Raw genomic sequence first — 22,194 nt, 5'->3', positions numbered from 1 at the left:
TGTATTAGGCATGCCGCCAGCGTTCGTCCTGAGCCAGGATCAAACTCTCCAATAAAGTATTGAAAAGAGCGATAAGCTCATTTTGAAACTGACGAGATTAAAAATCTCATTTTATGCTCCAGTCGATCCAAGCCAAGGCTTGTCTCAAACTTTCACATTCATTCTGCAAGCAGAATGTTTACTCACTCGTTGTTCAGTTTTCAAAGATCAAACTTGTTTCATTGCCGCGTGTTGTTCACCTCAGCAACTCTTATATCTTATCACATCCGAACCAACTTTGCAAGTTCTTTTTTTAAGTTTCTTTCGAAGCTTATTTCATTCGCTTGCCGCACCATGTTTCTCGTGTTTTCTTGGCCGGAATTAGAATATACCATGTACAAAAATAAATTGCAACACTTAATTAATATTTCTCTATCCTCGTTTTATGAGAACAATAGAACCGTTATATTCCCCTTCTATATCATACTAAGTCATAGTCTTGAAATCAGACCCTATCTGCTACACTCTATAGATATGACAATACTAATTATCATTAACTTATTGAGAAAGGGTAATAGTTACTGTTCATAGCAAACTGATATTCTATTCGTTTTGAAGAAACACTAACTAGCAGCTAAAGGGATGCTTAGTTTTATATCGATTATTCAATAGCTTCTATAGCAATATATGAAATCAAATTTTAATAAACCTGCAATGAATAGATACTTACTCTCTCCATAAAAGATGCGTAGTGACTCTAGTTTCTGTTCTCTAATATATACTCATTGAAACAATAAAAGGATCAGCGTATATTTGCTAGCCAACTTCTCAGCATCCCCTTCTCCCCTCAGCCCCTGAACCTTCCCATCATAACTGTATCGTAATACCGACCGTCCGCGTGTCGCCGATCCTTTTTCAAAGTTCCCTCTATCTCGAAGCCCATTCTTCTGTAAAGCTCCATCGCCTTATCGTTCGTCCCCACCACGTTCAAGGTCATTTTCTCAATTCCATTCGTATCTGCCCAATCTATCGATAGTTCGAGTAGTTTCTTGCCGATCCCGTATCCCCAGAACTCTTTCGCTACACAAACACCAAATTCAACCTTATGAGAAAATCGCTTTAGATCAACTCCTTCACATCTGGAATACCCGACGATTTGTTCCTTTACGACAGTAACGAGAAACAGGTTTCTCTCTTTTTCCGAGTCCGACCGAATTATGTGTTCAAATCCAGCTGGATCAATAAAGCCTTCACCTTGCTCACGATCCATATACTCGGTTTCTCCATCCATCTGTACACGAAGTGAAGACAATACCTCAGCATCCTTTTCAATTGCGGACCTAATCGAATAGGTCAATCCTTTTACATTAAACTCCTGTTGATCGATGATCATACGCCATAATCCCTCCATTCTATTTTATTTTGCATATCCTATTCATGGCTCTACCCCACCTCAGACGGACTCTTGCCCGTAAGCATCTTGAACACCTGACTGAAATACGTCGCGTTGCGGAACCCTGTCATCTCGCTAACTTCGTAGACCATGTAATGCCCTGACTGTAATAGCTCCAACGCACGTTGAATCCGATACCCGTTTACATAACTCACAAAGTTCTCTCCGGTCACTCTCTTGAACAGCTGACTCAAATATTTGGGGTGCACAAACAGTCCCTTGGCAATGGCTTCAAAACTGATTTCTTCAGCATAATGCATTTCCACGTACTGTTTCACCTGCTCCACTAGTTTATTGGTTTTTTTCTCGCCCATTTCTTTACGTATCTGTTCCATCCAGTTTCGAATAATACCATCCATCCAGCATATCAGATCCTGCAGCCCATATTTCGATTGGATTTCCCGCAAAAAATGGCTCATCGCGAGCGGCGGTGCCAGCATGGGATAATGTCGGTTCCAACTATGAATTAACGTGTCGAACAGGCTCACGGCCACAACTTGCACATCCTGAATACTGGCACCACCCCCTTCCTCCAACAGATTGCGAAGCTGAACCCATATCTCCTCTGCCAGATCAGTCCTCATATCTGCCCATGACTCATTCCATTGTCGCAGCAATAGCGAGTAATCCGTTGCGCTCGGCGTTAAAGCAGCAGATGAATCATATCGATATACACGACTCCCGCCCTGAAACTCTGCTTTCTCCAGCGCCTCCCTGCTCTCCAGATAAGAGTCCATCACTTCGCATAAGTGCCCTTTGGACGTTCCAATACCTGCGCTCATTTCGATCTTGAGGTACGTAAAAATCTGATCAATCATCCGTTCAACAATGGACTCAAATTGCTCTAGCGGGTCCCTCTCGTCAAATAGAAGCAGCACAAACACCTGATCCGAGTAATCCACGATCTCCACCTGGCAGTCGTTTATTTGCGAAGTCTGCTCTTTGACGGTCTCCTGAATTATATCTGCTGCCCCATATCTTAATAGCTGCCAGTCCCGCTCTTTCATCTTTGTCAGAAATGCAGGCCGGTACAACTGTAGACTTATTGCGCGCACTTGAGAGGGTATGCGAATACCCACATAATCCATACGCTCCGCAGGCAGCTCCTCTTCCCGATAGCGCGTGGTTAACAGCTCGTGAAGAAATAGTTTGCGAAGATAAGGAACCACCCGTCCAATCTCCTGTTTGTATGTCCGCTCTAGCTGCTCATGCCGCTCACGCACATCCTGTTCCAGTAACACCTCACGCAGAACAGACTCAATCTCCTCCACTTCCGCAGGCTTCAGCAAAAAATGATTCACGCCCCAACGCATGGCCGCCCGGGCATTCTCGAATTCGTCATATCCACTAAGAATGATGATCGGCAGATGGGGATGGTCCCGCCGCAACGCCTGCGTGAGCTTAAGTCCTGTCATTCCTGGCAAATAGACGTCCGTCATCACAAGATCGGGGCGCAGCTGTTGGAACATCTCCAGTGCATCCACGCCATTGGAAGCAGTTCCTGCAATGCGGAGGCCAATGGATGGCCAATCAATATGGTCGGTCAATGCTTTTACAATATGCGGGTCATCGTCTATGAGCATAATGCTTTTCATTCATTTTCACCGCCCAGCCATAAGTTTAATTGTTCTTCCGTCTCGATACGCGGCAGCGTAATGGTCACTCCTACTCCGCCCAATTCACCTGCGCATATATCAATGCCATACCCCATGCCACAATACAGTTGAATGCGTTGATGTACATTACGTATCCCAATGCCCGTTGTCTCCTCCAGCTTCCAGCCCTCAGGCAAGCCCTGTCCGTTATCTCTTATGCAAATGATGATTTTGGATGGTGGATCGATGCCCTCCAATTCGCGCATATCCACCTGTATGCGAAGTTTTCCTTCCTTTGGATGCCCATGCATGACTGCATTCTCGATAAAAGGCTGTAAAATGATTTTGGGAATGTAACAGCCTCGCACTCTCGGATCAATCTGTTCCTGATAATCAATAGAGAACGGAAGACGCTCTGACTGAATGCTGACGTAACAACGAGCATGCTCCAACTCATCCCGTACCCGGATGAATAGTCTGCCGCCGCTCAATCCGATACGCAGCAGTTTGCTGAGTTGTACAATCATGCGGCTGATGTCCTTGGCCTCATAATCGAGAGCACGCCAGTGGATCATGTCGAGTGTGTTGTACAAAAAATGCGGTTTGATTTGCGCCTCCAGTAAACCGGTCTGTGCTTCACGCTTCGCTCGGCTCTCTTCTTTGACCCGCTCCATCAACTCCGTCAATTGTGATGCCATATGATTGAATCCATACGCCAAATGGGCATATTCCTCGGTAAACGAAAGCTGAACCCGGGTATTGAAATCCCCCTTCTCCAATTGCCTCATCCGCTTGATCAGCTGACGTAAAGGACGAACAATCCGCCAAACGAACAGATACGCAAGTACCGCCGAAAATAGTAACCCCAGCACAGCTATTCCAAGGACCTGCCATCCGGCTTGCCTCACAGGAGATAATAGTGTGTGAACAGGGATGGTCTGTACCAATCGCCACTGAAGCATGGCAGGTCTTGAATACAGAACAAGCTGCGCTCCACCAGGCTTGGCGGAAACCACTTCAAAGCCGTCCTCCCCATGTTCAACATGCTCCTGAATCCATGCACGATCGACGACTGGTTCGCTTTCCCCAGCAGCAGCGAAATTAGCAGATACACTAATAGAAGGAAAAATTCCCGAGGCTCCATGAATTGAACTCAAATCCTCACCAGAATTCACCTCTAAATTGTCATCGCCCATCTGCATGACGACGTTACCTGCGGTATCCACCAACAGTACCTGTCCATCCAGCACCATCGGCATATCCGCAAATCTACGTACAATATCGGCGCGACTCAGGCGGATGAGCACGTAGGCTACCGTACCACCCCGGCTGTCAAAGATTCGCTGGGCGTATCCGATTAGCGATTGGCCTGATTCGTTTTCCCGCAGAGGTACCCAAGCCGCATCCGCATGCTCCAGTGCAGCAAACCATGAATCACCGGCAATCGTATCCACTGGATAAATGCGGTCGGCCATCGTGACAGCGACACCGTTGAAGGCATCCGTATACAGCTCCACGGAGGTAATACCTTCACTGACTACCACCGTATGATCCAGTATTTTGGATACCTCACGCCGTTGGTGGATCTGTGTCAGCCTTCCCGCTCCTTTCGTTTCAAGCAGACTCGACAGCTCACGGTTGCTCGCCAAAGAATAAGCCGTGCCTGTCACACCTGTAATAAAATCAAACCCGCGGCGTGTACTCTCATTCAGAAGAGCAAGTCGTGCTTTGCTAATCTCGGTAAACGTGACGGCAGAGAACGACTGGTATGCCAGCCAAACAATAACCGAGACGAGAAGTAGATTAAACGCAATAAAGCAAGTCACCATCAACGTGGAGAGCTTGCTTTGTTGCAGCTTATGATTTAGGAATAACGATAATCTTCGTTTCCGCATGGAATCAACTCGTTTCGTCTTGGAATTACCCTTTGAGCCCAGAGGTCGCGATTCCTTCCACGAAATACTTTTGACACACGATAAATACGATAAAACAAGGCACCAGTGACAGCACTGACATTGCAAACATCGGTCCCCAATCCGATTGAGAACTGGAATCGAGGAACAGGCGTAAGCCCAGCGGCACCGTGTATTTGCTGACATCACTCAGATAGATCAACTGACTGAAGAAGTCATCCCATGTCCACAAAAAGGTAAAGATCATCGTCGTCACCAGCGCCGGAAAGGCCAGCGGAATGATAATTTTGGTGTAAATTCGTACAGGACCACATCCATCAATCGTCGCCGCTTCATCCAGCTCTTTGGGCAATCCCCGGAAGAACTGGACCATCAGGAAAATGAAGAAGGCATCGGTCGCCAGCCATTTCGGCACCACCAGCGGCAGATACGTATTCACCCATTCCAGATGGTTAAACAGAATATATTGAGGGATCAGCGTCACATGGTGCGGCAGCATGATCGTCATTAGCATTAAGCCAAAGCAAATCGCTTTGAACCGAAAATTCAATCTGGCAAAGGCATATGCCGCCATCGAGCAAGAGATGACATTGCCAAGCACAGCGCCCAGCGACAGGACGACGGAGTTGGTCAGAAAACGGGAGAAGGGATTGCCCTGAATGCCCGTCCAGCCATTGATGTAATTTTGCCAGTTCCATTCTCGCGGCCAAAACCAAGTCTCGGTGAAAATCATATGTCCCGGTTTGAATGAACTGCCCAGCATCCAGAGCACCGGATACAGCATGACAAAGGCAATAACCGAGATCAGTACATGTTTGGCGACTACCCACGCAGCAGAATTTCGTTGTCCAATCATGATTTTCCACCATCCTCATAGTGCACCCACAGCTTGCTGCTGCGGAATACCAGCAATGTAAAGACACCGATCAGGATCACCAGCACCCAGGCCATCGCGGACGCATAACCCATCTGGAAGAACGAGAACCCTTTTTTGTACAGGTATAAAGAGTACATTAAAGTTGAATTGACTGGCCCCCCGCTGCCGTTACTGATGACAAAAGCCTGAGTAAATGACTGGAAGGAGGTAATCAGCTGCATCACGAGATTGAAAAAGATCACCGGTGACAGAATCGGCAGTGTGATATAAAAGAATCTCCGGAGCGGTCCTGCTCCATCTACCGCGGAAGCTTCGTCATACTCAGGTGGAATCTGTTTCAAGCCTGCCAGGAAAATAATCATCGACGATCCGAACTGCCATACGGACAGCAGTACGATCGAATACAGGGCATATTTCGGGTTGGCGACCCAATCGGGTGCCTTAATGCCGATCATGGCAAGTACCCCATTAAGCAGTCCGTCACCGCCCAGCATTTTGCGCCACAGCATCGCAATTGCGACACTGCCCCCAAGCAGGGTTGGGATGTAATACACCGTACGGTAAATGCCGAGCCCACGAATGCCTTTGTTCAACAGCATCGCCACCAGCAGGGCAAAAATCAGCTTGATCGGTACGGAGACAGCGACATACGTAAATGTGACTTTGAGCGATTGGATAAACAGTTTATCCGATGTAAACATCGTGGTGTAGTTATCCAGACCGACCCAGGAAGGGGCGGCCAGGATACTGTAGTCGGTGAACGAAATGTATAAGGAAACGAGCATCGGCCCAAGTGTCAGAAACAATAAACCAACCAGCCATGGGGCCAGAAACAGAAGCGCTGCTCCATTATGGGCATATCTCCGCTTCACCCGCCGGGCTGTTACACGCTCGGTTCGTGCTTGACTGATCTGTGTTGTACTCATCTTCGCAACCTCCCCGCGGAATATGAAGTCTGGAACCATTCAAGTGTTATTGACTTGATGCAAGTGTCGCCTTGGCCCCTTCAATGAACTGGGCAATCACATCCGGTGTATTGCCTTGACCGAAGGCGATCTGCTCGCTTGCACTCTTGAAGCTGGTATCCACTTCGGAAAATCCTTGTGGGTATGGCGGATCAATTTCACTGGAGTTTTTCGATACCACATCGATAAATTGGAAGATGGCTTGCTCCGCTTCTGGTAGCGTAGGCTGCATCTTCTCACGGATGCTGGCATTGACGGGTACGCCGCGCTCCGAGCCAAGAATGGCGGTAGCTTCGGGATCATTGACCATGAAGTCGATAAACATCGCCACTTCCTTCGGATGTTTTGTTTTGGCATAACCGGACAGGAACTGACCTGCTTTCAGGTATTCACCGATTTGCTTTTCACCCACACCGTGCGGAAGCACTTGTATCCCAAGCTTATGATCCTGGTTTTTGTTCACCTGCTGGAACGTCAGCAATTGGTTAGACCAAGCAAAGTCCATGGCCGCTGTACCAAGCGAAATCGGGCGTGTCTCCAGTGCATTCGTAGTGGATGCCGTCACTTCCGCAGAGGTTGCCCCCCCGTTCTCACGAAGCGCCCCCCACATGTCAAACCATTGCTGAAGCTCCTCGCTGGTAGCTGTCAACGTCCCGCCATCAAATAGTCCCTTGCCTGTTTGCCGGATAAATACCTCAAACATGTTCGTGGTTCCTGATACATCCGCCGAACCGTAGAAACCGTCACCTTTCTCTGCTGCAATCTTGGCCGCTATGTCGCTAAAATCCTTCCACGTCCAGCTTTCCTGCGGCTCCTCGATCCCGAGCTCCTGGAATACGGTGGCATCATAGATGACACCTGGCGCATTTACACCCAATGTAATGGCGTATAATTTATCGTCAATCGATCCGGCTTTGAGCATGCTCTTGTCATGGTCTTCTGTGCGCAGCTCTTTGCTCTCTGCATATGGGGTCAGGTCAAGCAATGCACCACGCCGGGCAAAGTCGGTTAGAAAAGCGTAATCCATCTGTATGATATCCGGTGCATTTGAACCGGCTACCTGTGTAGTCAGCTTGTCAAAGTATCCGTCCCAACCGGAATATTCCGGCTTAATGGTAATGCCAGGGTGCTTCTCTTCAAACAGCTTAATCACTTTGGTCGTGAGATCGTGGCGAGTCTGTGATCCCCACCAGGTCATACGAAGTTCAATTTTGCCGGAAGTGTCTCCTTCTTCTCCTTCATTGGTTGAAGCAGACGGGGCTGATGATCCTCCGGAACAGGCTGTAGCAAACATTAACAGGGATAGGCAGAACAAGGTTACCCACTTTTTGGTATTCAACATGAATGAATTTCCTCCCCTTTTGCTTTTATGGAATCGCTTACAAAAACTATTGTAACGGCCTATGGCTGCTCATGACATAAACAAAAGTAAGCTTTCCTGTCAAAAAAGTAAGGGGTTGGGACAAGTGTCCATTCAATTGTCATCGATAATCCAGTGATTAAATAACCACCAGAATTGATGCACCTGGTGGTTATTCATATATACAGCATTCTTCGTGCGGCGCACTGTGCCTCGCTCCATCTCAACGGTAGTCATCCTGACGTCTGCATTGAAACGTTAAAGTAGATACCATGTAAGATTTCGATCAAGGTATCCTGTGGTTTTACTGACACTTTCAGGATTGCGTCACAACAGTTGATGACACCTTAGGCTGGGCCAGATGTTTCTTCATCTTCGCTACTTCGGTTCCTGCCAGCATCATAATGCCAATACCGTGATTGTCATTCGTTACTGTGAGCAGGTCTTTATTGTAATATTCTGCGGTAAAGGCATATCTCGACCCACTGCATACACCATGTACATTGCCCTGACGGTCAATCGCTTTACGGGTTAATCCGCTCCAGGCCCGTTCAGCTGCTTCAAAGTAACGTGCAGGTTGATTTAACCAGCCAAACCGCACTCCCCGTGCAAAACCATATGCAAACATCGCTGTACAGGAGGCTTCCTGGTATGTTTCCGAATCATTCAATACCTGATGCCACAATCCGCCCTCTCCTTGCAGAGCTGCATATCCTTCACATAATTCATTAAAGAAGCCAATTAAAGCCGGGCGATCCGGGTGCTCTGCTGGCAAAGCTTCCAATACCTCAGACAGTGAAAAGAGCGTCCAACCATTTCCCCGTCCCCACGGAATCTGTGTCGCCTGTCCATATTTGAAATCGAATACGTGGGACATGATCTTGAATTCAGGCATGAACAGATACTTCCGATACAATAAAAATTGTCTGGCTGCTTCGTCCAGTGCTGAATTATTCCCCTTCAGTCGGGCATACCGCACAAGAAACGGAGTGCTCATATAAAGGTCGTCGGCCCACATCGTATTCTCGGCAAACTCACCGATACACTCGCGGTAAAATGCCCCGTCCTCCTGTCGCTCCAACCGAGTCAGCATAAAATCTGCAATTCGTTCGGCAATCGGCAAGAACGTCGGCTCCTGACATTCGGAGTAGGCCTCCAGCATTGCGGAGCCAAAAGAGCCACAGTTATCCAGCATTTTCATCATAACCAGCTGCTGGTTAATTGCCGGAAAACCGTACTGCTCCCGATCCCATAATGAGTATTCATCCATACGGGTACACAACTGCACGTGTTCTGACGCATAACGTGTAATGTCAGGTCGCTGCAAATAACGTCCAGTCTGCAACAAACCATACACGGTGACACCTAAAGGATAGTCCCAGCGACCATAGTTGGTTACACTGCCTACTGTCCATTTGTTACTGAGCATTGCATTTTCATAATATGGACGTATCCACGCATCCGGTCTGTCCAATCGCCAATATATGCGTTCCTTCCGTCCTTTATAGACTCGATCTATACGCATTAGATCCTGCAAATCAGGTTCGACGTCCTCCGATGCAAAAGGTCCAAGATATAGCCACGACTCTCCAGAAGCTCCGTGCACACGTTGGGGAAGCTCCATCTCCAGTTGCTCTCCATTCACCGTTGCGTTTATCACAAAACTCCATGGCTCATCCGTATCACTACATTCACTGCGAACCAACAGGTCGTTCCGTCCAAAAGATGCGGGTATGTTCACCTCGAATGGACCCGCTTCCTTTAATTGCACTGCCGATACGCCGTTCATCCATATAGTCAGCGGCCCGGAAGATTGACCAGACAAACGGATTGGACCATCGCTTAAATCCCTGTTCATCAACCGTGTCCACGCATAGACTTGCTGACCAGGAAGATGTCCGTACATTCTCTCCAAAGACGGTTGCATCTGCTTTTCCTCTGACCACAGCGCATCAGGCAGCCACTCCAGTCTGTGATCCTCTTCTGACCCGAGCAGATTCCATTCCGGATGACTGTCCTCCGAACTCACAGGTTTGGAATATACCCATCCGGCCTGTCCCTGTCTCTCCTGGAAAGGAGCAAGCACATTCAGAATTCGTACTTTCCCCTCGTCCGAGCCAAACTGGCATCCAAATCCCGCAGGTGTATACTTCATCTCCAGGAGCAACGTATTCCATCCCTGCTTTATGTCGATTCCCAGCTTTATAGTCGCGTCCAGGTTGATCTCATCCATGACCGTGGAGCGATATACCAATTGCTCGTTAAAATAGAAGCGAACCGGTCCATAACAGCGGACCAGCACATCCAGATTTCGATCTTCATCTCCCCAGACCAGCGCTGCGGCATAGGAAGTCTGCCCTTTATGTGCATCAGGGAAACGTTTACTCAAATTCAGATCATACAGACCCTTCTCATTTTGCAAAATACCAGACTTCTGAAATACCCGATATACAAAACCAGCCTGCGCATTGGCGCCTATATACCTCTCAGCCAGCACCTTCAGCACCTGATCCTGATCTTCTCCGAATCGATAATACATGCTCTGCGGTTCACTGAAATACGTTGTCATTGAATGCCCACATTCCTTTCCCGATGGATTATATAGGTATAGCGCTTAACCTTTGTGAGAAAATCCCTTTTTGGCTAACGTTGAAGAACCTCGTTTATCGTTGGAACAGCCGAATAATAAACCAAGTATAACTGACCTGCTTCCCGGTGGCTACAGGTTTTTGTTTGCGCTTACAAATAAATAATTGTATTGTCAGTCTGACGATAAGACAAAACAACGGACTACATCGTTGTAGTCCGTCTCATGTAAATTAAAATTATCCGAAGATGTCAAATTTAATGAATAGCTTCTCGGTTTCTTCATATACAGATGTGGCTGGCACTATAACAATGTGTACAAGGATGACCAACTGTTAAATTTCCACAGCTACGCCGTAATGGTCAGAGACCACAGGGCCGTTCTTTCCGTTGAGAACTACCGTCGAAGACTTCGCCTGTACCGGACGATTCGAGAAAATATAATCAATACGCAGATCGCGTTTGTTATCCGCCCAGCCGGCAATGGCTTTGACCACGGTTGCACCGTCATCCTTTTGCTCAGCCGTCGTATACAGGTCATTCCAGCCCTTGCTCATCATATAATCGTAGCCTTCCCCACGTACTTCCGCGACATTATTGAAATCACCCATAATATACAGCGGCTGGTCCATATATGGAGCAAGCTTGCTCTCGGTTAGTTCCCACTGTCCCTTGAAAGGTTCTTGTTCATCATCCCACCAGTTATAGTGTCCATTCACAAACCAGGCTGCTTCACCTTCACCTTGGACGGCCGTCTTTATACCCATAATTTTGCGTGTCCGGTAGTTGTCGTAATCCCGCATATAGGATACATATTCACCAAAAGCCTGTGTAATCGGCGTCCTGCTCAGGATGGCCAGCCCTTCATCGTATTTTTGGAAACCGATATGGGCCGGAATCCATGTCCAGTAATAGGTTTCGGTCAGTTGCGTAAGCAGAACGTAGGCGTAGTTGTCTTTTTTGATCACAGCATCCGATTCCGTGGCAAAGTAATGTTTCAGTTCCTCCGCGGACAGCGCTGCTTCATGCATGGATTGGTTGACCTCCTGCATGGAGATGACATCAAATTGATGTGTATTGATAAAATCAGCCAGCTGACTGATCTTGTTCAGTTGGTCTTCTTCTGCCCAAGCGTGTGTATTTAACGTAAGTATTTTCATTATGCACTCTCCTGTTGTTTGAAATTAAGCCGAATCCCGGCCTGCATCGTTCCTGAAAGGAATACATACGCTAAGCATACACAAGACGAGCCTATTATGCATGGTCCAAGTTCTCAGAACCGATGCACGGAGCACACGATAACTGATATGATGGATACATAAAATGAACACCATTACGTCAAGACGTGGTGATTACTGAACCTATGATTTCCCCAGGAGATGGAATGATGAACATACCTAATGACATGAACATGGATGATGCGCAGTGGCAACAGCTGATCAGGCAGGTCGCTGAATATTTTAACAACCTGACGATTATGCGTGGATTCCAATATTATAAACAGAAACGTGTCGGCCCATTAACCTACACCGAACAAAACGGAATTTTGGCTAAAGTACAAGGCTCCGATGATTATGAGGTAACGCTGAGTTTGCAATCGTTGAACACCAGTCACTGTACCTGTCCGGTTGGTTCTCATTGCAAACATATGATAGCGGTTCTAATGAGTTATGCGGAGCAACTGGGCCGACCCGTACATGGCATTGTGAACGCCCACTCCAGTACGGCACTGAAACAGGCTCCAAAACCTGCTGCTATTGCGCCTTCTGGACGTTCGGATTACGCAGCGCACGAAGAGGATCTCACTATCCCTGATAACCAGTATAGCCAGATCAAGGAACGTGCAACGGAACTTGCAGAACTTGAAATCACGGAGTGGCATGAGCTGTTTCGAGCATGCCTGAAACGACTCGGGATAGGCACGCCAAGTACATCATACGTGCAGGCCGCAGCGGACGAGCTCTATTCCATCAAACCTAAGTTGTCCGCTGGCATGGACCAGTTATTTGAGCTGCATGTTCAGTTATACCTGATTCGCTTCTGTGTGCCTGGCCGCAATTCAATCACACATACACCGGTGTATCTGAGCTATCCTGCTCAACTTGCCGTGGATGCGCTCCAGAAAGGGCTGGAACAGATCTTTAGCCGTCCGTTGGAACTCTCTGGTCTGAAGGGCACGAGGCTTGAACAACTTTGGAACAGGCTTGAGGAAACCTCGGCTTACCTGCGTACGCAGATGATCTCCGAGACGTCCAGCATGATGTTCTTCACCCCGATTTATCGGGAGCTTTGGTTAAACTGGATCGTGCCAAATCTTCAGGGGAACCGGGAAACGCTGGAGTCAGAGCTGGCATTTCTACAGGAAATAGAGAATGGCCTGGCTGCTGCGTCCAAACCCGTCAAACCTGGTGAGAGCGTGCTGAGTGTAGCAAATCTGACGGAAAACGGGAGCCGTGGGCCGATTAAATCTGTCACGCTGCCCTTACCGCTGGTATTGGCGCAGAGCTGGATGTATTTCCATTTGGGGCAAGATGAACAGGCTTGGCAGCGATTAATCAGCGGAAGCTCGGCATATGGCATCCCGCCGGAGCATCTGCTGCATTTTCTTCACGTTCTTGCAGATTCTTCCGACTGGAAGCGGCTGAGCGAGTGGTTAGTGCAGCTCGGACCTTTGCTGGCGAACCGACGGAACTCCCCTTTGAATGATTACATGCAGTTGTGGGACACAGCCATTCATCATCTGCCTGATGTAGAGCACCGCATGTGGGACACATTGGTCAGCATGCTTCCTCATTCCCGTCCGGCTTATGAGGAAGCAATGCATTCCCGGGGACAGTGGCGGCGGTGGATTGATTTTCAACTGAGCACGGAGACGGAGCCGCTTGAATTCCGGGTAGCGGTGCTACAGCCGATTGAAAAGGATGCACCCGAGTTGCTATTGCCTTTCTACCATCAGGCTGTGGATCGTTATATCGGACACAAAAACAGGGACGGATACAAAGCAGCAGTGAAACTGTTGAAGCGTCTGTCCAAAATTTATAAAAAATTGAAGCAGGAAGAGCATTGGGAGCAGTTTATCACCACATTGGCTGTCCGCAACAGCCGACTGCGCGCCCTGCAGGAAGAGCTTCGGAAAGGTAAGTTGATCTCATGAGCCTAATGCACCCTTACACCGAAACGATTGAGGTCCATGTTGCATTGACAGGATACGGGGATGCTTTGTTCTATGGAGCGTTGAACACCCATCACTTTGTATCGGGACAATCGCTCAAGCAGCGATTATTTGCATGGCATGCCCCTTCCTTCTACGGAACAGAACTGGAAACAAGACAGATCGAAGAAATTGAACTCGTCGTCCTGCCTGCGGAAGAAGTGATTCCTTTCTTCAGCGAAATGAACACCCTTCTGCACATTGAATGGAAATGGGACGAGCAGGCAGAGCATTTAATCCGGTTGGCCCCGGTACTTGCAGCATCGATTGAGAATCGTAAATACATCCCCAGCTTCACCGCATTTCGTACCGGACAACTGCAATGGACCTGGGACCCCGACAGCTTGAAAAAGCAGGATCGAACCGCTCTTGGCAAAGCCCTGGAACAAACGGATGAGAGCTACGCCGAAGGACTGAGTGCTGCCTATTCGGCTTCCGTGTTCCAACGATGGTACAGTACGGAGGAAGCGGCCACCGATCTGCGGCGCGAGTTCCCGCAGTTGTTTCCACAAAGCGGAACAGCTCCGCAAACGGCCGGCATGGATGCCCAATCCTGGCTCGTGTCCATCGGCTGGAAAGCAGACGCAGCCCCATTCCGTCCGCTCCTGCAATTGCTGGAGCCGGAAGATGATGAACCAGCATGGCGACTACGGCTGGTATTGCAGAACAAACTGGATGCAGCTGTTCTGGTTCCCGTACGCCTGGATTCACGTGGCCGGTTGGAAGGTGAATGGCCGGACGTATGGACGCCGTTCATCCTTGATCGTTCCGCAGGATGGCTGGAGCAGCTGCGTGCACATCTGCCCCGAATTCGCCGCGCTATCAGCGGCAGCCGGGATGTGCTCAGTGATCCATTGGGAGATCAGGATGCTTGGCTGTTCCTGACGCAAGACAGCGGACGACTGCTCGAGGCCGGGTGGCAAGTGCTGCTTCCGGGTTGGTGGGAAGCTGCACGCAAGAAGAAACCCAAGCTGCGTGCCAAGGTGAAACCGGAGGAAGGCAATGAACGGGGACAGTCGTTCTTTGGACTGGACTCGATCATTCATTTTGACTGGCGTATTGCGATTGGGGATACGGATCTCAGTGAGGAAGAATTCGCTGACCTCGTGGCCCGTAATGAACGGCTGGTCCGCTTCCGTGGAGAATGGGTTCCCCTTGATCCGGCCTTGCTTGAGCAGATCCGCCGGGCCATGGGCGGTGTGGATCAGGAACAGGGGCTGTCTTTTCAGGATATTCTGCACCTGCATCTACTTCATAATGAGCAGCGGGAATATCGCAACCAGAAACGCAAGGAAGGACAGGAAGAGGAAGAAGAACAGCCACAATCCAACGAGAACATTCGACTTGAGGTGGAACTGAACGAACACCTGAACCGGATAATCGCACAGCTTGGCGGAGGGCAAGGCGGCGCTCCTTCCCTGCCTATTCCGGAAGGGTTGCATGCTGAGCTGCGTTCTTATCAAAAGGAAGGTTTCGCTTGGCTTGGATTCCTGCGTAGATTCGGTCTCGGTGCTTGTCTTGCGGATGACATGGGACTGGGAAAAACGATACAGTTCATTACGTATTTACTTCATCTCAAAGAGCATGAGCAGCGCTTGCCTGGGCAGGCCCCGGCCCTTCTCGTCTGCCCCACTTCCGTATTGGGGAACTGGCAAAAGGAAATCAGTCGCTTCGCGCCTTCAATTAACGTCAGTTTGCACTACGGAGCACGAAGACTGAGCGGAGAAGCGTTCCGGGAACAAACTGAACAGGTGGATATTATCATTACCTCGTATGCAACAGCTACTCTCGATCAGGAGATGTTACAGTCCTATACGTGGGCATCGATCTGTCTGGATGAAGCGCAAAATATTAAAAATGCCCAAACGAAGCAGTCCATGGCGGTACGCAGCTTCCCGGCAAAACACCGTATTGCACTGACTGGTACGCCGATTGAAAATCGGCTGTCCGAGCTGTGGTCGATCTATGATTTTATTAATCCAGGCTATCTGGGCAGCGCACGAGCATTCCAGACTCGCTTTATCAGTGCGATCGAGAAGGATAAGGACGAGCAGCGCATGCAGGATTTGCAGCAGTTAGTGAAGCCATTCATGCTGCGCCGCAAGAAAAAAGATCCGAATATTCAACTCGATCTGCCGGACAAAAATGAAATGAAAACTTACATTCACCTTACGGGTGAACAAAGTGCACTGTATGATCAGTCCGTTCAGGAACTGATGGACAAAATGAAAGAGCTGGAAGGCATCAAGCGCAAAGGTGCGATTCTCTCTGCCTTAACCCAGCTCAAGCAGTTGTGTGATCACCCCCTGCTGCTGACTAAAGAAGCCTTGCCGGAAACGATCTCCTCGGAAGGCTCTGTAACAGAGTATGACCTGTACAGTCCGCAGGACATGGCCATGCTGATCAGCCGCTCCGCAAAGCTGGAACGTCTGATGGAACTGGTCCGTGAACTACGGGATGAGGGCGAACGGTGCCTGATATTCACACAGTACATCGGCATGGGACAGATGCTGCAGCAGGTGTTAAGACAGGAGTTGCAGGAGCCTGTACTGTATCTGCATGGGGGTACGTCCAAGACAGCCAGGGATCGCATGATTGACGAGTTCCAGTCCCGGACGCTGCCTGCCGCAGAGCAGCCGTCGGTCTTTATTCTGTCCATCAAAGCAGGCGGTGTGGGCTTGAACCTGACCGCAGCGAATCATGTATTCCACTTTGACCGCTGGTGGAACCCTGCCGTGGAAAATCAGGCTACAGACCGTGCCTATCGGATGGGACAGACGAAGGATGTTCAAGTACACAAGTTCATCTCCCTGGGCACGCTTGAAGAACGCATTGACGAGATGCTGGAGAGTAAACAACAGCTTAGCGACAATATTATCACCAGCTCAGAAAACTGGATTACCGAGCTGTCGACGGATGAGCTGAAGGATCTGTTCACCCGGCGCCGCGACTGGTCGGGTTAACTCCAGACTGGGTTGATGCAACATGCGTAACCTTGTAAATAGTAGAATACAAAAAGAGCGAAGTGTCGGAAATGAATTCCGTCTTCGCTCTTTTTTACAATCCTAGCGCATGTTTCCGATGATGGACGATCTTGAATCCTGCATTTTCTTGATGAAGTTAGTCATCACATCAAAAGCTTCATTGCGTTTGTTAGTCATAGACTGCAAACGCAGCATATCCATTTGTTGTGAGTTGCTCAACGCATCGATTTGGCCCTTCAGAACTTGGACTTGGGAAGCATCCCCGCTCTGAATGGCCGCTTGCAATTGTTCGTTCAGCTCTGCAATCGCTTGATTGCGATTTTGAACTTGTTGAATCTGTGTCTGCAATTGGCTATCCAGCAATTTCGTGCGTTCTTGCTGAACCATCAACAAAGCTGTTTCGATATCCATGCTGCTCAGATCAATAGCCGAGAGAGAAGCCCCCACCGGATTTACCGCAGATGCACTTGCTGCAGAAGCAGAAGTTACAACGGATATAGCTGCAATGGCAGCAATAACTGTGGAAGAAATGACTTTGCTTGATTTTTTCATAACGTACACCTCCTTCATGTTAATAGATACCAGCCATTAACTGGCATCTTTCGACATCATATATCGAAGGTCCTATATCCTACAACCTAAACTAGCGAAGTTGAGACTAAAATGATACAGATTGAGTCCCAGAACCAATAGATATACATAATTCAAAACCAGCACGCTGTTCCATTCAAAATGGCAAACGTGCTGGTCGTTTTGTTTTATTTTTCAGAATCCATGGCAGTATCAGGTTGAGCCAACCTTCTAACGATATACGGAACCAGAATGGAAGTCAGAATAACCGCAAAAGCAATCTGGGCAATCGCCGTCTCCACGTAAGGTTCATATGCCGGGTTAAATCCGGCGGCCATCGAGGGTACTACCATTGACAGACCAGCAACCGAACAAGTCGCTGCCGCTGCATAACCCGGACGTTTGAGCAACCCACGATCAATTCCGATGAGAGGCAGCATACAGATGATCAGAAACAGCACAGTCACCAGCAAACCGGATAAGCTCGACTGAAATGCAATGCGCAAATTGATATTGGACCCAAAGCTTGTACCAAGAAAAGGCAGCAGAATCAATGTTCCCGGAGCGAACATCTTCTGAATATTGCTGTCCAGATTACCTAACAGAATACCCATTAGAAAAGGTACCAGCGTAGCAAGAACACTGAGATAATCCATACCGACACCACTTGCCGAATTCAATATCATGACCGGAATGACGGGAACAGCAATCAGATTCAAAATGCCAAATGCAGCCCGATCTACATCATCGCCATAGGAGTTCATCAAGGCCAGATATAGTCCCGGATTGCAGCTGGTCAGAACAGCTATGAATGCTACTGCAGAGACACCACCAATCCCACCTATGCCAAAAAAGTGTACAAACGCCCAGCCGAATATACAGCTGATGATTAGGCGGGAAATGCAGAGCACACCTGCTCTCTTCAAGGTCGTCAGAAGCTGGGACAGGTTCAATTGTGTTCCGGACACCAGCAGGATCATGCCAATGAGCACCATCGTGCCTTTTGAGGTGAACAGCGCCGTTGTTGGATCTCCGATCTGAAAGAAGGCCGGAAACAGGGTGTTGATGACAGCAGCGAGCAGCATGGGGACAATTAGCAAGCCGCCAGGAATTTTTTTGACACGCCCCAGAATATTCATCTTGGCTTACAGCTGCTCTCCATTGGTTTGGATCACATTCTGATACCAGAAGAACGAATCTTTACGATATCTTTTCATTGAACCATTGCCATAGTCGTCCTGATCCACATAGATGAACCCGTAACGTTTACTCATCTCGGAAGTACCCGAACTGATCATGTCGATCGGTCCCCACATCGTGTATCCCAGCACCTCTACACCATCGGCAATGGCCAGGCCCATCTGTTCAATGTGTTTGCTCAGGAAGTCGATACGATAAGGATCGTTAACGGTTCCGTCCTCATTCAGCTTGTCGTAGAAGCCCGAGCTGTTCTCAAGAATAAATACAGGCTTTTTATAGCGGTCATAGACCAGATTAAGCGTATACCGCAGTCCCACCGGGTCGATCTGCCAGCCCCATTCGTTTGCAGGCAAATGCGGGTTTTTGTAGACGCTGTGTACATTCCCGGCTGTTAATTCAAGCTGTTCGGTATCACTGCTGGAGATCATGGAATTGTAATACGACATGCCAACGAAATCAGCCGTGTTCGCCCGAATGCTATCGAGGTCACCGTCTTCGATGTTGATGGTAATGCCTTTATTTTTGAAATAAGTCTTGCCATAGTACGGATATTCCCCTTGATTCAATACATCCAGGAAGAACTGGTTTTTCATCTGATCATCCTGCTGCATTTGGAGCGCATCCTCCGGCTTGCACGTATATGGATACGTTGTAAAATAAGCCACCATACTTCCGATTTTATTCTCCGGATCGATCTCGTGTGCCATCTTGGTCGCTCTGGATGCCGCCACAAATTGATGGTGCAGACCCTGGAATAACATCTCTTCAAAATTCGGCTTGTCATATTCAATAATGCCCAGCGTCTTGGCTCCTGCTTTTACACTCATGTTGATCTCGTTAAATGTGATCCAATACTTCACTTTCCCTTTGTACCGATTAAACAGCACATCACAGTAATTCACATACAAATCAATCAGCTTGCGGTTGTACCATCCACCAAACTTGTCAATTAACACGATGGGCATATCAAAATGACTGATCGTAATCAGAGGCTCCATGCCATGCTTCAGACACTCATCAATCACTTGGTCGTAGAACTGAAGTGCCTTCTCGTTCGGAGCCGCGTCATCCCCGTTCGGGAATACTCTGGCCCATGAGATGGAATAGCGGAATACCTTGAAGCCCATTTCAGCGAATAGCGCAAGGTCCTCTCTAAACGTATGGTAAAAGTCGATGCCCCGGCGCTTCGGATATTTTACGGTATCAGGGTCATTTTTCGCTTCCTCGATCATCTCCCGATTGATTCGGATCTGCTTGGTCACCTTGCGATCGTTCTTCTCGTTAAACTTCATCACTTCCGGTATGGTCAGGCTCTTGCCATCCACATTGTAAGCTCCTTCTGCCTGACAGGCTGAAAGCGCCCCGCCCCATAAGAAATCTTTTGGAAAATTTAAATTTGTCATGTGGGTTTCCTCCTGTTATTCGGTCTACCTTTATTTAGTTTGGATCAGAAATGCAGTAGCACTAGCGCATTAAGGGATCAGCTTGATCAATGCTTCGCTTTCTCGAACGGGTCCACTGCTGGCTGTGGTCAAGACGTCTCCATACTGCTGCATATTGGTTACCACAATGGATGTAATCGTGTTATATCCCGCTGAAGTGATGCCTTCCGGATCAAACTCTACTAATAAATCCCCTGCCTTGATGCTCTGTCCTTGTTCTATATGGGCGTTAAAATATTTGCCTTTCAGACTGACGGTGTCCACGCCAATATGAATCAGAATTTCCACACCGTTTGCTGCCTTGAGCCCAATGGCATGTTTGGTACGATATAACGCTTCAACTATCCCGTCAAAAGGAGCGTACACTTTGCCTTCTGTCGGAACAATGGCAATGCCTTTACCCATTAGCTCCTGGGCGAATGCCTGATCCTCAACCTCTGAGATCGGTCTGATCTCCCCGGTCATTGGGCTGACAATTAGCATATCGGAGGAAGATGCAGATGTCTGAGGGGAGTCTTGTTCTGCTGTCACTCCTGTGGCAGCAGCAGTCTGAATGCTGTCTACCGCACCCGCTGCCTGCTGCTTCGGTTTTGCTCCATCTGCGTCTTCCTTAATACCGGCCATCAGGGTAAATACAAAGCCGAGTACGATTGCAGCAACAGAGCCAATCACGACATAGATGTAACGGTCAGCAGTGTACGTCCCCAAAGCGAGGATGCCGGGCAATGAAATTGCTGTAGCACTGGCGTGAACCAGACTGTAAAATCCTCCGACCAGCCCGGCTGCTGCACAGCCCGCAAAGAATGGCCGCTTGTATCGCAGCGTAACCCCGTAGATAGCAGGTTCAGTGATTCCGAACAATGCCGTGAAGCCGCTTGATCCGGCGGCAGATTTCATCGTTTTACTCTTCGTCAGTACAAATACACCGAATGCCGCTCCCGCTTGGGCCAGGTTCGCCGCCAGTGCAGCTGGCAGCAGCACAGTTGAACCCAGGCTTGCCACCTGTTGTACCTGAATGGGCATGAGTGCATAGTGCATACCGAACATAACCATGATCGGTTTGAAAAATCCGAGAATCAGACCGGCAAGAACACCTGCTGTGGAGAACAGATAATTAATTCCCTGGGTAAGCCAGTCACCGACATAGGAACCGATAGGTCCAAGTACGATGAGTTCGAGCGGAATCATGATAAATAAAACCACCATCGGGGTAAGCAGCACCCGCAGAAACTTCGGTATGAACTGATCGACAAATCTGTACACATAGCTCATAATCCAAACGGCCAGTATGATGGGAATGACCGAGGATGAATACTTCATCAGCAGGATCGGCATTCCAAGAAAATCAATGGTATTGACGCCTGTATCGGCGATCTGGGCAGCTGCATTCAAAATGGTTGGATGCATCAGTCCGGCTGCAAGTGCCACTGCCAGATACGGATTGGTTTTGAACTTGTGAGCTGCGCTCACGGCCAGGAAGAAAGGCAGGAAATAGAAGATCAGATCGCCAATCATGTTGACGATGACCAAGAATCCCGAGCCTTCGAGCCATCCCAATGCAGCGATTACTGTAGCCACACATTTGATCATCCCGCAGCCAACGAGGGCTGGAAGTACGGGCGTGAATATGCCTGCAATCGTCTCCAGCACTACATTGACCGGGTTACGTTTCTTCTTCGGTCCGCTGCGATCTGCGGATTCGTCCACTCCACCAAATTGGTCTGAAGTCAGACTCTTCACTTCACCGTATACTGCATCTACCTTGGCACCAATAACGACCTGGATCTGCCCCCCGGAATTCTGTGCCTTGAGTACGCCCTCCAGCTGATCCAGCGTCTTCAAATCTGCCTTGGCATCATCTTTTAATACAAATCTCAACCGGGTTGCACAGTGTGTCAGACCCGAGATGTTTTGCTCGCCGCCAACAAGTTCAAGTATGTTTTTAGCCAAGTCTTTGTTGTTCATGACCCTTCTCCTTTATACAGAAAGATAAAATGGTTTGATTTTTATATAAAAAATGACCAAGCCGGGGAATCGTCATTCCCTACGCTTGGTCATG

Annotated in this window: 15 protein-coding genes; 2 read left to right on the top strand and 13 right to left on the bottom strand. The window is 48.6% G+C overall.

What is annotated here, in order from left to right; all coding sequences use genetic code 11:
* Window positions 1-826 precede the first annotated feature (826 nt).
* The 9 genes from BMY78_RS30835 to BMY78_RS30800 all read right to left on the bottom strand — a co-directional run bounded on the left by BMY78_RS30835 (window position 827) and on the right by BMY78_RS30800 (window position 11,888).
* On the bottom strand, window positions 827-1,372 hold the full coding sequence (locus BMY78_RS30835) for a GNAT family N-acetyltransferase (RefSeq protein WP_090905136.1): 546 nt from the start codon (window positions 1,370-1,372) through the stop codon (window positions 827-829).
* A 50-nt stretch (window positions 1,373-1,422) separates the two neighbouring features.
* A complete protein-coding gene (locus BMY78_RS30830) occupies window positions 1,423-3,027 on the bottom strand; it encodes a response regulator (protein ID WP_090905134.1) in 1,605 nt (534 codons plus the stop codon).
* Complete coding sequence (locus BMY78_RS30825; RefSeq protein ID WP_090905132.1) at window positions 3,024-4,922, bottom strand: cache domain-containing sensor histidine kinase; 1,899 nt, start codon at window positions 4,920-4,922, stop codon at window positions 3,024-3,026. The genes BMY78_RS30830 and BMY78_RS30825 overlap by 4 nt, the downstream gene beginning before the upstream one ends.
* A 25-nt stretch (window positions 4,923-4,947) precedes the next feature.
* Window positions 4,948-5,796, bottom strand: a complete 849-nt coding sequence (locus tag BMY78_RS30820; RefSeq protein WP_090905130.1) for a carbohydrate ABC transporter permease — start codon at window positions 5,794-5,796, stop codon at window positions 4,948-4,950.
* Window positions 5,793-6,743, bottom strand: coding sequence for a carbohydrate ABC transporter permease (locus BMY78_RS30815; RefSeq protein ID WP_090905128.1), 951 nt, complete (start codon window positions 6,741-6,743; stop codon window positions 5,793-5,795). The genes BMY78_RS30820 and BMY78_RS30815 overlap by 4 nt, the downstream gene beginning before the upstream one ends.
* Window positions 6,744-6,789: 46 nt before the next feature.
* Window positions 6,790-8,124, bottom strand: coding sequence for an ABC transporter substrate-binding protein (locus BMY78_RS30810; protein ID WP_090905126.1), 1,335 nt, complete (start codon window positions 8,122-8,124; stop codon window positions 6,790-6,792).
* Window positions 8,125-8,256: 132 nt separating this feature from the next.
* Window positions 8,257-8,379 carry a hypothetical protein gene (locus BMY78_RS33570; protein WP_256222540.1) on the bottom strand — a complete coding sequence of 41 codons (123 nt, stop codon included), beginning with the start codon at window positions 8,377-8,379 and terminating at the stop codon, window positions 8,257-8,259.
* Window positions 8,380-8,458: 79 nt separating this feature from the next.
* A complete protein-coding gene (locus tag BMY78_RS30805; protein WP_090905124.1) occupies window positions 8,459-10,711 on the bottom strand; it encodes a glycoside hydrolase family 88/105 protein in 2,253 nt (750 codons plus the stop codon).
* Window positions 10,712-11,063: 352 nt separating this feature from the next.
* Window positions 11,064-11,888 carry an endonuclease/exonuclease/phosphatase family protein gene (locus BMY78_RS30800; RefSeq protein ID WP_090905122.1) on the bottom strand — a complete coding sequence of 275 codons (825 nt, stop codon included), beginning with the start codon at window positions 11,886-11,888 and terminating at the stop codon, window positions 11,064-11,066.
* Between the two features lie 224 nt (window positions 11,889-12,112).
* On the opposite strand from BMY78_RS30800, the gene BMY78_RS30795 reads away from it, so the two are divergent.
* The gene (locus BMY78_RS30795; protein WP_177185931.1) at window positions 12,113-13,882 is read left to right on the top strand and encodes an SWIM zinc finger family protein; all 1,770 of its coding nucleotides are present in this window, start codon (window positions 12,113-12,115) and stop codon (window positions 13,880-13,882) included.
* Between the two features lie 5 nt (window positions 13,883-13,887).
* On the top strand, window positions 13,888-16,902 hold the full coding sequence (locus BMY78_RS30790) for a DEAD/DEAH box helicase (RefSeq protein ID WP_090905118.1): 3,015 nt from the start codon (window positions 13,888-13,890) through the stop codon (window positions 16,900-16,902).
* A 102-nt stretch (window positions 16,903-17,004) separates the two neighbouring features.
* Here BMY78_RS30790 and BMY78_RS30785 read toward each other — a convergent pair whose 3' ends face one another.
* The 4 genes from BMY78_RS30785 to BMY78_RS30770 form a co-directional block, all read right to left on the bottom strand.
* Complete coding sequence (locus BMY78_RS30785) at window positions 17,005-17,475, bottom strand: hypothetical protein (protein ID WP_090905116.1); 471 nt, start codon at window positions 17,473-17,475, stop codon at window positions 17,005-17,007.
* A gap of 206 nt (window positions 17,476-17,681) precedes the next feature.
* Entirely contained in the window at window positions 17,682-18,632 is a 951-nt protein-coding gene (locus BMY78_RS30780) for a 2-keto-3-deoxygluconate permease (protein ID WP_090905115.1), read from the bottom strand.
* 6 nt (window positions 18,633-18,638) lie between these two features.
* Entirely contained in the window at window positions 18,639-20,096 is a 1,458-nt protein-coding gene (locus tag BMY78_RS30775) for a glycoside hydrolase family 1 protein (protein ID WP_090905113.1), read from the bottom strand.
* 69 nt (window positions 20,097-20,165) lie between these two features.
* Window positions 20,166-22,100, bottom strand: coding sequence for a beta-glucoside-specific PTS transporter subunit IIABC (locus tag BMY78_RS30770; RefSeq protein WP_090905111.1), 1,935 nt, complete (start codon window positions 22,098-22,100; stop codon window positions 20,166-20,168).
* Between the last annotated feature and the right edge of the window lie 94 nt (window positions 22,101-22,194).

Source organism: Paenibacillus sp. OK076 (genome assembly GCF_900110055.1).
Taxonomy (GTDB): Bacteria; Bacillota; Bacilli; order Paenibacillales; family Paenibacillaceae; genus Paenibacillus.
Note: the sequence above shows the minus strand (reverse complement) of the source record. Positions and strands in the feature narration are given on the sequence as shown.